Annotated in this window: 10 protein-coding genes; 3 read left to right on the top strand and 7 right to left on the bottom strand. The window is 59.4% G+C overall.

Features of this window, described 5'->3' with window-relative positions; genetic code table 11:
• The first annotated feature begins 126 nt into the window (after positions 1 to 126).
• A complete protein-coding gene (locus OQH67_RS11725) occupies positions 127 to 1,083 on the top strand; it encodes an acyltransferase family protein (RefSeq protein ID WP_215433768.1) in 957 nt (318 codons plus the stop codon).
• A gap of 42 nt (positions 1,084 to 1,125) precedes the next feature.
• Here the strand turns inward: OQH67_RS11725 and OQH67_RS11720 are convergent, their stop codons facing one another.
• From OQH67_RS11720 to OQH67_RS11700, 5 genes are all read right to left on the bottom strand, one after another.
• Positions 1,126 to 3,171 (bottom strand): sulfatase-like hydrolase/transferase, encoded by a 2,046-nt coding sequence (locus tag OQH67_RS11720; RefSeq protein ID WP_215711740.1) that lies wholly within the window; start codon positions 3,169 to 3,171, stop codon positions 1,126 to 1,128.
• A gap of 20 nt (positions 3,172 to 3,191) precedes the next feature.
• The gene (locus OQH67_RS11715) at positions 3,192 to 5,162 is read right to left on the bottom strand and encodes a beta-N-acetylhexosaminidase (RefSeq protein WP_215433779.1); all 1,971 of its coding nucleotides are present in this window, start codon (positions 5,160 to 5,162) and stop codon (positions 3,192 to 3,194) included.
• 77 nt (positions 5,163 to 5,239) lie between these two features.
• Positions 5,240 to 5,992, bottom strand: coding sequence for a PEP-CTERM sorting domain-containing protein (locus OQH67_RS11710; RefSeq protein WP_215433782.1), 753 nt, complete (start codon positions 5,990 to 5,992; stop codon positions 5,240 to 5,242).
• 347 nt (positions 5,993 to 6,339) lie between these two features.
• On the bottom strand, positions 6,340 to 6,783 hold the full coding sequence (locus tag OQH67_RS11705) for a DciA family protein (protein WP_251828199.1): 444 nt from the start codon (positions 6,781 to 6,783) through the stop codon (positions 6,340 to 6,342).
• Positions 6,784 to 6,884: 101 nt separating this feature from the next.
• The gene (locus OQH67_RS11700) at positions 6,885 to 7,118 is read right to left on the bottom strand and encodes a ferredoxin (RefSeq protein WP_067570353.1); all 234 of its coding nucleotides are present in this window, start codon (positions 7,116 to 7,118) and stop codon (positions 6,885 to 6,887) included.
• 77 nt (positions 7,119 to 7,195) lie between these two features.
• Between OQH67_RS11700 and lnt the strand changes: the two genes are divergently transcribed.
• Positions 7,196 to 9,163: an apolipoprotein N-acyltransferase gene (gene lnt, locus OQH67_RS11695; protein WP_215433789.1), complete on the top strand. Its 1,968-nt coding sequence runs from the start codon at positions 7,196 to 7,198 to the stop codon at positions 9,161 to 9,163.
• On the opposite strand, the gene OQH67_RS11690 is transcribed toward lnt, so the two are convergent.
• Together OQH67_RS11690 and OQH67_RS11685 are read right to left on the bottom strand one after the other, a co-directional pair.
• A complete protein-coding gene (locus OQH67_RS11690; protein ID WP_215433796.1) occupies positions 9,130 to 9,882 on the bottom strand; it encodes a phosphodiester glycosidase family protein in 753 nt (250 codons plus the stop codon). The two genes, lnt and OQH67_RS11690, sit on opposite strands and share 34 nt — an antisense overlap.
• Positions 9,883 to 9,890: 8 nt before the next feature.
• Positions 9,891 to 10,802 carry a nucleotidyltransferase family protein gene (locus OQH67_RS11685; RefSeq protein ID WP_215433798.1) on the bottom strand — a complete coding sequence of 304 codons (912 nt, stop codon included), beginning with the start codon at positions 10,800 to 10,802 and terminating at the stop codon, positions 9,891 to 9,893.
• A 144-nt stretch (positions 10,803 to 10,946) separates the two neighbouring features.
• Between OQH67_RS11685 and OQH67_RS11680 the strand changes: the two genes are divergently transcribed.
• Positions 10,947 to 12,263 (top strand): bifunctional UDP-3-O-[3-hydroxymyristoyl] N-acetylglucosamine deacetylase/3-hydroxyacyl-ACP dehydratase, encoded by a 1,317-nt coding sequence (locus OQH67_RS11680; RefSeq protein ID WP_067570345.1) that lies wholly within the window; start codon positions 10,947 to 10,949, stop codon positions 12,261 to 12,263.
• The last annotated feature ends 28 nt before the right edge of the window (positions 12,264 to 12,291 follow it).

The raw sequence follows: 12,291 nt of genomic DNA, 5'->3' as shown, positions 1-12,291 counted from the left end.
TATATTTCAGGCGGTGCCGCGGAAACGTTCGTCAAGGGCCATGGCGGTCCTGCGAGCGGTATTTTCATCATGATTCGGAGGAAAAATAGTGCTTTTACGGCGTGATTCCGCCAGAATGGTCTCGCCATGACGCCATCCCGCACTCCCAGCGCCACTCCCTCCGGCCGTTTGCCCTGGGTGGAGATTGCGCGCCTGCTGGCTACATTAAGCGTCATCATGCAGCACGTTCCGGGAGGAGGATTTCCCCCCAACCATTGGCTGATCGGTCCGGCGCTGGCCGTGTTTTTCCTGCTGGCCGGGTATTTTTCCGCAGCGCGCCTCCAGGAGCAGGGGGCCGGGAGATGGACGGCTAGGCGTCTGCTGTCCCTGCTGCGGCCCTATCTGTTCTGGTGCGCGGCTTACTGGCTGCTGGCGGGCATGCCCGTTTCCCCCGCGTCCCTGGCTTCCGTGTTCGGCCTGGGCGCGTGCCCCATGCTGACACCCATGTGGTTCCTGCGGGATTTGATGATTTTCACCCTGGCGGCGTTCCTGCTGGTCAAGTGCCGCCCGGCGCTTTACACGCTCGGCCTGTTCTGCCTGTTCCTGAACAGGTGGGATGATTCCCTGGCGTGGCCCAGTCCCTGCATGTTCGGGGATTTTGCTCTCGGCATCATGCTGGCTTCCGCCGCACCGGGCTGTCTGAACCGCTGGGAGAAGATTCCCCTGGCCATGCATGCCGCCATTCTGCTGGCCTGCGCGGCTCTCATCTGGGCCAGCTGTGCGGATACGTTCCTTCTTCCGGACGGCTCCTTTTCCGGACTGACCGTCTTGGCGTTCCTGAGTTCCGGGATCGTGCTGAAGGCCGTCAGCCCCGGCCTGTCAAGACTCATGGCCGGGTGGGCCTCCGGCAGTTTCTTCGTGTACTGCTCCCATATTTTCGTGCTGATTGCCCTGATGGGGGTGGAGACGCGCTTTACGGCTCCATGGCCCCCTTGGGCATGGTGGTGCCTGGTGCCCGTCGTTTACATGCTGGCGCGGGGCATTTACCTGCTGGTCAGGAGGTACGCTCCGCGCGCGCTTGTTCTGATGACGGGGGGAAAATGAGGAGGGGAGCAACGGCTCGGCTCTCTCCCCGTATTTCCCGCTTTATCCCGCCACGCAGAAGGATTGGGAAGGGATTTCCCTTTTTTCTCCGCCTTCCTTTTGCCAGAAGAAGAGGGGAAGGCCGGAGAAGCCTTCCGTTTCAATGATGAAGGGATGCCAGCCTTTCTCCAGCGGCACGGGCTTCAACCCTGTGCGGGCGGGATCGTTTTCCGTGGTACGTTCCCCCATGGAGGAGGAGACTTCCGTTCCCGGCTTGTAATGGTAATCCGCGTCCAGCAGGTGCATGTCGTGCAGCCTGACAAATGCCCTGGCATTCTTTTCCGCCGGGGTTTTCATGAAGAAGGTGTATTTCCCCGTTTCCGGAACATTCAGGTAGAGCACTCTCTTCATGCTGCCGTCCTTTCGGCGGATGCCCTGGGCGGATTGCGCCGTCAGGGGAACCAGTTTTCCGGGCATTTCCTCCTTCCTGAGGGCCGGAACAGGCTCTTCGTCATAGGGCCTCTGGGCAAAGGTGCCGCGCTCCGGATGGGTATAATCATAAATACGCCTCATTCTCAGCGTTTTGCCGTGCATGATAGGCTGCATCTTTTTGCCTTCCGGCGTGTCCTTCAGGTCATGGCGTTCCGCCGGATCCTTCACTGTATCGTAAATTTCGAACAAGTCCGCATGGGACTGGATGTTGGTGCGCACTCCCTTGTATTTGCCGATGTAAACCATCTGCTCGTCGCCCCGGACGGCGTTCCTTCTGGACGGGAGAAAGTCCTTGTAGCCGGGCGTCGTCTTCTTGCTCTGGGACATCTTGGCGCTGTATTCCATGTACAGTCGGCCGTCCGGCTGGGTCCCCTTGTTCAACAGGGTGGGAAGCAGGGAAACGCCGTCGCTGCGGAAGGGAGCCCTGACGCCGCCGATGGCGGCCAGCGTCGCCATCCAGTCGTGGAACTGGGAAGGATGGTCGTTTACGGAACCGGCCGGAACGTGTCCGGGCCAGCGTACGATGGTGGGAACGCGGAAGCCGCCCTCCCACGCATCCTGCTTGATGCCGTCAAAAGGTCCGTAATTGCGGAAAAACTGCGGATTCTGGCCGCCTTCATCATGGGGGCCGTTGTCCGACGTCATGATGATGACCGTGTTTTTGTCAATGTTCAGATCCTTCAGGGTCTGGATGAGGTCTTCAAAAGAATCGCTCAGCCGCGCGATCATGGTGGCGTACCTCTTCTGCGCCATGGGCCACTTCTTGTCGGCATACCGCGGGTAGATGTAGGAGTTGATCTTGCCTTCCGCCGTGTTGACCAGCTTGTGGGGCTTCCCCAGCCATTGAACGCCCCCTTTCACCCCGCGGCCTTCTGGATACGGGCCGGTGGGTATTTGAAGCTGGGAATGGGGCGCGATGTGGGTCAACGCCAGAAAGAAGGGCTGGCGGGGATTCTGGCGGTGCGTGTCCACAATCCACTTTTTGGCGCGGGCCGTCAGCAGGTCTACGGAGTACGCCTTGTCGCAGTCCGCCGTGACGCACTTGTCTCCGTCCCAGATACCGCTCTTCTTGGTGGGAGAAATGGGATTGGGGTCTTCCTTGGGATAATGGTGGTGGCCGCTGACGTGGTCCAGGTAGCCGAAGTAGTAGTCAAAGCCGCGCCTGGTGGGGTAGGCCGTGGATTCCTGCGGTGTCCCCGCATGCTCCCGGCCCCCGCCTATTCCCCATTTGCCGATGAGGGCGGTCTTGTACCCGGCGGACTGCATGACGGTGCCGAGGGTGGGGGCGTCTTCAATGGGCAGGTCAAAGGACCTGTCCCGGATTACCTTGGCATGGCCCTGGTGCACGCCCGTAAACAGGGAACCGCGGGCCGGGGCACAAAGCGGAGCGGAGGAGTAGTGGCGCGTCAGCGTCATTCCCTCCCGGGCCAGCGTCCTGAGGCCCGGATTGTCCATGGCGGGAAGCCCTTCCTTCATGCGCTGGTCCTGGTAGGCGGGCAGGTCCCCCCAGCCCATGTCGTCCATCAGGATGAGGATGACGTTGGGGCGCTGGGCCGCCGCGGAAAAGGGAACCGCCAGCAGGAGAGCCAGAAGTGGGAATAAATGTTTACCTCTCATTGCTGTGGGAAGACGGAATTCTATTTTTCTCCCTTGTTCTTGAGATAATAGCTCGGATCGGCAATCCAGCGGTCTCCCGATTTTTTCACCGGAATGAAGCTGACGCCCCAGGATTGGAAATTCCCCGTGTACGGCTGTTCAATCAGGATGGTGTTTTCCCCGGCCTTGACCTGGAAGGGAATCGGAGGACGTGCCCACCAGAACTCCTCATTGTCAAAGGATATTTCATTATCGGGAGAATTCCAGGTGTGCTTTTCATAACGCCGCTGGCCCGCCAGTTTATAAGTCTGGGGGTTTTTCACTTCCTTGCCGTTCACCCATATCCTGGTGCCGCACTGGGACCATTCCCCGGCAGCCGGAACTCCGGAACAGCGCCGCGTGGAGCGTGCCGGAGCGTCAAATCCTACCATGGCGTACATGGTGCCCGCCTTGGGAGCGTAAAAAGTCGTCTTCGCCCAGGCGGTATTCCTCGGATTCGTTTTGGAGAACAGCCCTTCCGCACCAGCGCGGGTCCGGAAATACAGATTGCCTCCGCGCGCCTGGACAGGTTCCAGTCCAGCAGGGGATTTTCCCGCCAGCAGGTCGTTCCTCACTTCTTCCTGCCTGCCCTTTGGAACGGGACCGAACACGGTCCATTCCACGAAGGAATCCCGCCAGTAGGGGAAGGGCTTGTTTCCGGCCAGGGCTTCCATGCGTTTTTCAAACAGGGAGAAGGCCTGGTAAGCCTCCGTATCCTTTTCCGGCAATTTGCCGGCAAAGCGGGAGCCATCCTCCGGAATGCCCTTCCAGCTGCGTTCCGCCATGGCGAACATGGCCGGCCACTGGGGGCTCTGGATGGGAATGTTCTTCTTGTCTTCCACCCGGGTATCCGGCCACAGGCACTGAATGACGCCCAGGGAATGGTCATCGCTCTTGGCCGTTCCGCAGGGCTGGCGGAAGAAATTCCTGCGCACCAGAATGCCGGGGTCAAAGGAATTAATGTAGCCTGCCGTGGAATCAAAATAGGGGTTTTTCTGTTTGGCGGGATTCGGCAGGCCTACGGAATTCTCGTCATTCCACAACTGGGCGTAGCTGTCTCCGGAAACGGGCAGGTCGTTATTGCCCGCCCACTGGATGGGCTGGCGTCCCAAAGATTTGACCTTGGCTGCCATCCGGTCCGCAAACTGCTTCCCGTTGGGGATGTGGATTTCATCCGCGCCGATGTGGAGGTAGGGGGACATTTCCACCGGAATTTCCCGGCAGAATTCTTCCAGTAGCTCTTCCAGAATCTTGATGCCTCTGGGATCGTGCATCGGAAAGCCGAAGCAGTTCTTGAAATAGGTGCTGTGTCCCGGCATGTCTATTTCCGGGATGATCTGGATATGGCGCTTCCTGGCGTAGCGGAACAGGTCCCGTATCTGGTCGTAGGTGTAGGTATCGTTGACGTCCCGGCCCTTGATCCTCTTGGAGGGATCATTCAAAATGGGATACTTCTTGCACTGGATGCGCCATGCGGGGTAGTCCGTCAGGTGCCAGTGGAAGGCGTTCAGCTTCAGCCGCGCCATCTCGTCAATGTCCGCCTTGAGCGTCTCAATAGGCCGGAAATTGCGGCCCACGTCATGCATGAAGCAGCGGATGGCGAACGCCGGGCTGTCCTTGATGTCGCAGCACGGATAATCCCCCTTGGCGCCCAACTGGTCCAGCGTCCGGCGGGCATAAAAAACGCCTGTATCGGTAGCGGCCCTGATCTGGATGCCGTCGGGACGGACCTGGAGCTCGTAGCCTTCCTTGCCCAGCGTCTTGGCCAGGGCCGCATTCTTTTTCACGGAAACGGGAGCCTTTTTAGGGCATGTCCCCGTCTTCCAGTCTACCTGGGACGGGAAGGGAATGAGAGGAACCGGCGCGTTTTTTTCCTGCTGGAGGGGGTGCGGGGAAGTCCAGTCTCCGTAGGAAGCAGGAGAACAAAGCATCAAGCCTGATGCCAGCAAAAGGAGGGAGAGGGTTAGTCGCATAATAATATTACACTTAAATAAAAGACTTTCTTTCATCAAACTTTAAATGGCTCGGAGCACTGGTCTTTTTTGTTGCCTCACCTTCTCTTTCTTCTGAAGATACAAGCTCCCAGACCGAGCAGCGTGACAGCGGCGGAGGAAGGTTCCGGGACCGCAAGGCCTTCCATGCGGAAATTTTTTACGGCAAGCTCCTGATAAGCGTAGGTGTTGTCAAGAACGCCGGTATTCATCACCAGATAGAAGGCGGCTCCCTGATCAAACAAGCCGCCGTATTCGTCTTTGGAAATTGTCCAGCCATAGGAATTGTTGCTGACGTTTCCCGCCATTCCGGAAATCGTGGAACCGACCTGGAAAAGGGAATTTTCCTCGCCCCCCAAGCTGTACCACAGGCTGAAATTCTGGGGCTGTCCCGTTCTGCTGGCGTTGAAAAGACCGCCTGTATCAAAGGAAATCCTCAGGGTTTCATATCCGGATACGGTGTCGGCGGACAATTCATGGAATTTGACGGCTGTAAATCCGCCTCCTGCGCCGGAGGCGGAAATCAGATTGGTAGTGCCGTCCGCCGTCACGGAAGCAAGCGTACCGGTATTGTTATTCTTATTGCCGGAATACCATCCCGCATCCAGGGTTCCAAGGACGGACTGCACCGCGTTTGCGGAAGGCCCCCCGTTCGCGATCAGAGCCCCTCCGGAAGAATAATCAATGCGGGAGATGGAGGTTTCCTCCATCTTCAGTTCCGGAATGATGCTGTCCAAGGAACTCCATATTTCCGCTCCATGCGCCGACAGGGCCGCCGCTGTGGATAATGCCAGGAAAAGGGATGTTTTCATGTGTATGTCGTTGTTGTTGGAAAGCAAAAAGGCCACGCCGCCATGACGGGAATTTCGCTTTATTCGGCATGAAACTACAGGATTTGCAATCCGCTAAAGAAACTCCAATACAGAAAAACCATATAACTAACTAACCATTATAGAATGATAAAAATATTCAATATCCCCTTTTCTGTCGCTTTCACATGAGGGGAAACTGTGGAGAATAACGGGAAAGTCCTGACCATAAATCAGGAAAGAGAAAAATCCGTTTGACAGCGGATTGCAAATCCTGAAAGGCATTTCCCGCTCCTCTAATGCAATGAAGGACAGGAGATTGTCACAAGGAGCGCCGTGCGGCGGCGAATTTATCCTATCCGTATGCGGATGGAATGGACGGCATCCTTGCCGAACTGGTCTCTCAATTTTCCCAGCAGGGCGCCCTGCCACTGCTGGAGATGGTAGTTCATGGCCGGTTGAAGCACCTGGATGGTCGCCACTCCCTTGACCAGGGAGACCAGGCAGGCCTGCTTTCCCAGGAACGGCCCCGCCGCGGCCATCCACCCCTTCCGGAGAAGTTCGGGGTCCATGCCTTCTTCATCCAGGGGCAGTTTGGAGAGGATGGCCCCCAGCAGGGATTCCGCCGTGTGGACATTGCGCGTTTCACTGAACACCGGAACGGCCTGGAACCAGTCCGCAAGGGCCTGCCGCACCTCCTGTTCGTCCCGGGAAAGGTATTCGTACCGGGTGGGGGAGGCATGGGGGGCGGGACGGTCCCTGTCGGGAACGTAGGCTGACCAGGGCGGAATCATCACGGGGAAGGGCGGAAGGGAAAAAAGAGGACCGGTTAAAGAAAAACGCCCGGAGCGTGTCTGTTCACAAGCCCGGGCGCTGTAAGGTGGCAAGAAGATGGTTATTCGCCGTCGTCGCCGATGGCTTCCACAGGGCAGCCTTCCAGGGCTTCCACGCAGGCTTCCAGTTCGGTTTCATTGTCCGGCTGCTTCTTGACGTAGGATACGCCTTCGTCTTCGTCGCGGCCAAAGTTTTCCGGAGCGGTTTCGCGGCAAAGGTCGCAGTCAATGCAGGAACTGTCCACGTAAAACTTGCCGGGGACGTTTAATGGTGTCTTTTCGTCTATATCTGCCATATGTATGGATGGGTTGTATGAACTGGGCTAACTATTTCCGCATTTGACTGAATTTTGCAATCTTTTTTGTTGCAGGAATGAGTCAGCATGAGGAAGAATGCCGGAGCGCCTTTTCCGCTGAAAAGGCTTTGTTTTTTCCCTATTCCACGATGCACGCCGTTCCACGATCCACCCCGCGCGCCCTCCCCCTGTGGGCCGCCTTCCTGCTGTCCGCCCTTTCCGGGGCGCTTATGGCCTGTTCCTTTATTCCGGTGGACTGGAGCGGCTGCGTCTGGATAGCTTTTCTGCCCCTGCTGACGGCCCTGTGGTACGGCCCCCGGCGCGAAGGGAAGCGCGGCGCCCTGGCGTATTTCCTGTACGGGTGGACGTGCGGAGTCGTGTTTTTCGGCATTTCCCTGTGGTGGATCAATGAGGTGAGCACGCTCGGCTACATCCCGCTGATTCTTTTTTACGGGGGCCTGTTTCCCGGCATCTGGGGCCTGGTGATGGGAACCCGGTTCCGTCCGGCACGGCTCCCGCTGCCTGACGCGCAGCTTCCGCCCGCGGAACGCAGGCGCGCCTGGAAGGAGTGGGCCACGCGCGACATGGCGCCCAGTGCCGCAGCGGCTCTGGCGGGGGCCTCCCTGTGGGTATGCCTGGAATGGCTGCGGGGCTGGCTGATCCCGGGCTTCAACTGGAACAACCTGGGGGTGGCCCTGTACGGGAATCCCCTGGCCCAATGGGCGGAATACTTCGGCGTGACGGCCCTGGCTTTCATCCCCGCCGTGTTTTCCATCTGGCTGTGGCGCGTCTGCCGCCGTGCGGGAACCATGGTGATGCATGAAGGCAGAAGGTCCGTGCCGTGGGATTTCTTCATGCTGGTGGCGGTTCTGCTGGGCATGTTCGTCATCGGCGTGCAGTGGACGGCGCGCTACGCGCCCCTTTCCGACGTTTCCACCGGAAACGGGGCTTTCACCATTCCCGTCATGACTGTCCAGTTAAACCTGAGCCAGAAGGAAAAGTGGGATGCGGCCAACAGGGAAAACATTTACCGGGAATTACTGGAGACGACGGAGCAGGGGATGCTGGAACTCCAGGAAAAAGCGCTGGAACGGTCCGCCCGGGAAGGGACGGAGACCTCCCTGGAAATGCCCGCCTGGGTGATCTGGCCGGAGAGTTCCTTCCCCATCTCCACGTTTTACCGGGATTCCACGGGAGAAAGGTTTCCGGGGCAGGACAACGTCAATTTCCTGAGCACGGAGGAAGAGTACGTCCAGGCCATTCGCGACAGGGTCTGCGATTTCATCCTGCTGACGGGCACGGACGATATCTACCTTTCCGACGAAGGCCGCGTGGCGCGCGCCTACAACTGCCTGACCGTGTTTGAAGGGGACTATTCCACGGCCGTTCCTTTCGCCAAGGCCGTTCTGGTTCCCTTCGGGGAATACATTCCCATGCGGGAGACGTTCCCGTTTCTGGAAAAAGCTTTTGAGGCCTCCGCCGGAACGGCCATGGGGATGAATTACACGCCGGGCACTTCCTCCGATCCCGTCCCGGTGCCCATCCGCCCCGGCAGTTCCGTGAAGGTGGGGGTGATTCCGCTGGTCTGTTTTGAAGACGTGGTGGGAAGCTGGGTGCGCCGCTTCGTGCGGCCGGAGCCCCAGGTACTGGTGAACGTGACCAATGACGGATGGTTCAACCGCTCCTGGGCGAACGAACAGCATTGGCGCAACGCGGCCTTCCGGTGCATGGAGCTGCGCCGTTCCATGGTCCGGGCAGCCAATACGGGAGTCAGCGTGGCCCTGGCCCCCAACGGGGCCGTGATCGCGGATTTGCGGGATGCCTCCGGCTCCCCCTTCACCAGGGGCGTGATGACCGCCACGCTTCCCGCCGGCTGCACGGAGGTGACCCTGTACGCCATGCTGGGGGACTGGGCCGTTCCGGCCTGTTTCCTGCTTTTCCTGGCCCTGCTGGTGCGCAGGATTCTGGCGTCCGGGCGCGGAGCGGTAAGGGAAGGCGTGCACAACGGCGTTTACCGACCGGAGAGGGGAGCCACCCCCAGATAATTCCTGACCTGCTTGAAGGAAGGGTAGGAGATGCCGGACTCATGGCACCAGAAGGCGGAGGAGGCACCTCCGTCCAGGTTCAGCGCCGTCTTTACCTTGAAGTCGCCCAGAGCGCCCGGAATGGACAGCCATGCCGCCAGTTCCTTCAGCGTCAGTGAGGAAGAAACGCCGATGCACCACCGTTTGCCGCCGTCCGTGGCAATGAAGGTGCGGTAGGTGGATTTTTCCGCGTTCAGGCCTTTGACGGCCGTTCCGTTTTCCACCAGAAAGGGGCCGCCCTGGATGGCGGCCTGCATGGTGGGGAGGCTTTTCATCCGTTTAAGAACGGAGCTGCGCACCAGTTCCAGGCCGTTTTTGCCTCCGGAGTAAACGACTCCGGACACGGCAAAGGAGCCGGAGGCCAGCGGGAAAAGGCGTTTGCCGTCCTGGACGACCAGCCCCAGGGGAGTTCCCGCCGCATCCGCGCCGAAGAAGCCGCCGTTCACCCCGGCTACGCACGGGCTTCTGCGCATGGCCTTGTCCAGAGAGCCATAGCGGGGAGTTTTCACGCTGCCTTCGTCGCGCACCAGCAGGCGGTGCGTGTCCGACCGGAAAAAGTACACGTTCAGCTTGTCCTTCATGGAGAGGAAGCCGTCCTTCTTCGTAAAGACGCGGTGTTCCGCGTGGACAAGGCTGGAAACGCACAGGAGCAGGGCAAGGAGGCGGAAAATGTTCATCATGGGAGCAATCAGCGGGAAAGATAAAAAATGCGGCGTTCCGCCCGGGTTCCCGCGGGAACCCGGGCACCGGGCCAGACGATGCAGCCGTTCAAACGGCAGTTTTCCTCCACAACGGCGCCGGGGCCGACCACGCAGGCGGCGTCCACGGAAGACCCGGAGGAGATTTCCGCTTCCGGATGGATGCGCGGCAGGGGGGAGGGAAAGTCCAGGTGGGCCTGCAGGTAGGATTCCGGCGTTCCCATGTCCATCCACAGGCCGTCGTCCGCCAGAATTCCGTGCAGGCGGCCTTCCCGGATGTAGTCCAGGAAGACGGGAATGATGGAAACGGCCTCGTCCGTGGGAATGCGTCCGAACACTTCCGGCTCCATGCAGTACGCTCCGGTGAACTGGCAGGCTCCCGGATCCCGCCCCAGCGCGTGCCTCATGTCCGTCACCAGGCCGGAAGAGGCGTCAAACCCCACGTTCCGCTTGTCTCCGTCCGTCCGGAGCGCCAGGGTAACGGCAGGGCGGCGTTCCATGTGGGCGGCTATCACGCGGTGCAGGTCGAAGGTGGCGGCGGTGTCTCCGTTCATCACCAGAAGCGGTTCGTCCGCAGCGGCCCAGGGTTCTATTTTCTTGACGCCGCCGCCGGAATCCAGCAGCACGGCCTCATGGCTGAAATGCACGGGACAGCCGTTCCAGGAGCGTTCCGGAAAAACCCTGTCCCACGCGTCCGCCAGATGGTGGGTGTTGATGATGAATTCACGGATGCCGCATTCGTGGCAGCGGCGCATCGCGTGCAGGACGAGCGGTTCATGAAAGAAGGGAATCAGCGGCTTGGGCAGTATATCGGTCAGGGGCCGCAGGCGGGTGCCCAGTCCGGCGCCGAGGATGAATGCGCGGGATATGCCGGAAGTGCCGGAACCGTCCGTGATGTGCATGAGTCATGACTAATGGGAGAGAGGGGCTTTTTCAAGCGTCCTTTTTCCGTCCTTTTTCCGATGACACGCTGGAAAGCTTGAATTTACAGGAAAATCGGTGATTTCGTGCTTTTCAAACAGGGTCTCATTCACTAGCATTTCCGCATGGCATGTGGAAACCAAAGAACTGTCGGCTCTCCGGCCTCCCTGGCCGGAACTTCTCTGCATACGGGACAACCCGTCACCCTGACCCTGAAGCCGGCCGCCGCCGACTTCGGCATCAAGTTCCGCCGCGTGGATTTGCCTGACCAGCCCTTCATCAATGCGGACGTGGAAAAAGTGCAGACCGTCGAACGGGCCACCAGCCTGGCGGAAGGTTCCGTAAAGGTGCACACCGTGGAACATATCCTTTCCGCCCTGACGGGCATGGGCATTGATAATGCCGTCATTGAGATGGATGCCAACGAACCCCCCATCGGCGACGGCTCCTCCGCTCCCTACGTGGAATTGATCAAAAGCGCCGGCATTGTGGAACTGGACGCCCCGCGCCGCTATCTGGAAGTGCGTGAGGCCGTGACCATTGAAACCCGGGGCGGCTCCATCCTGACTATTCTTCCCTCCAAGCAGTTCCGCGTTTCCGTCACCTGCGTGGGGCCGGAAAACCGCATTACGCAGTACTTTGACGCCGTTATCACGCCGGAGACTTATGAAAAGGAACTGGCCCCCGCACGCACCTTCACGTTTTACGAGGATATCAAGCCGCTGCTGGAAAAAGGGCTGATCAAGGGCGGCAGCCTGGAAAACGCCGTGGTCATCCGCGGGGAGGAGCTCATGAGCAAGGAGCCCATGCGCTTCATCAACGAATTCGCCCGGCACAAGGCCATGGACCTCATCGGGGACCTGTCCCTGTGCGGCAAGCCCATCCTGGGCCACGTGATCGCCATCAAGCCGGGGCACGGCCCGAATACGGAACTCACCGCCAAACTCAAGAAGGAGCACAAGCGCAATCTTCAGCTTATGCCCAACCCCGTCAACGTGCCGTATGGGGACGCCGTGCTGGACATCAATGAAGTGATGAGCCTGCTGCCCCACCGCTATCCCTTCCTGATGGTGGACCGCATTGTGGGCTTTGAGGGGGAAACCAAGTGCCGCGGCCTGAAAAACCTCACCATGAACGAGCTCTTCTTCCAGGGCCACTTCCCGGGCCATCCGGTCATGCCGGGCGTGCTCCAGGTGGAAGCCATGGCGCAGGTGGCCTCCATCGTCATGCTGCGCCAGCCCGGAAACGCCAGCAAGATCGGCTACTTCATGAGTGCGGACAAGGTGAAGTTCCGCCATCCCGTCGTTCCCGGAGATTGCCTGATCATTGAAGCGGAACTTGTCAAGATGCGCGGCAACATCGGGCAGGCCATCGGCCGCTGCCTGGTCAACGGCCAGGTGGTTTCCGAAGCCGAGCTCAAATTCGGCCTTCAGGACATGTAACCGGTCTTTTCCTGCGAATTGATTTCAT

It is taken from the genome of Akkermansia biwaensis (assembly GCF_026072915.1).
In the GTDB taxonomy this organism is placed as follows: domain Bacteria; phylum Verrucomicrobiota; class Verrucomicrobiia; order Verrucomicrobiales; family Akkermansiaceae; genus Akkermansia; species Akkermansia biwaensis.
This window is presented reverse-complemented; position numbering and strand designations above follow the sequence as displayed.

Excerpts from the sequence above, each read along its gene's own strand:
- OQH67_RS11725 (WP_215433768.1), top strand. The coding sequence starts at position 127 with ATGACGCCATCCCGCACTCCCAGCGCCACTCCCTCCGGCCGTTTGCCC.
- OQH67_RS11720 (WP_215711740.1), bottom strand. The coding sequence starts at position 3,171 with ATGAGAGGTAAACATTTATTCCCACTTCTGGCTCTCCTGCTGGCGGTT.
- OQH67_RS11715 (WP_215433779.1), bottom strand. The coding sequence starts at position 5,162 with ATGCGACTAACCCTCTCCCTCCTTTTGCTGGCATCAGGCTTGATGCTT.
- OQH67_RS11710 (WP_215433782.1), bottom strand. The coding sequence starts at position 5,992 with ATGAAAACATCCCTTTTCCTGGCATTATCCACAGCGGCGGCCCTGTCG.
- OQH67_RS11705 (WP_251828199.1), bottom strand. The coding sequence starts at position 6,783 with ATGATTCCGCCCTGGTCAGCCTACGTTCCCGACAGGGACCGTCCCGCC.
- OQH67_RS11700 (WP_067570353.1), bottom strand. The coding sequence starts at position 7,118 with ATGGCAGATATAGACGAAAAGACACCATTAAACGTCCCCGGCAAGTTT.
- lnt (WP_215433789.1), top strand. The coding sequence starts at position 7,196 with ATGAGTCAGCATGAGGAAGAATGCCGGAGCGCCTTTTCCGCTGAAAAG.
- OQH67_RS11690 (WP_215433796.1), bottom strand. The coding sequence starts at position 9,882 with ATGATGAACATTTTCCGCCTCCTTGCCCTGCTCCTGTGCGTTTCCAGC.
- OQH67_RS11685 (WP_215433798.1), bottom strand. The coding sequence starts at position 10,802 with ATGCACATCACGGACGGTTCCGGCACTTCCGGCATATCCCGCGCATTC.
- OQH67_RS11680 (WP_067570345.1), top strand. The coding sequence starts at position 10,947 with ATGGCATGTGGAAACCAAAGAACTGTCGGCTCTCCGGCCTCCCTGGCC.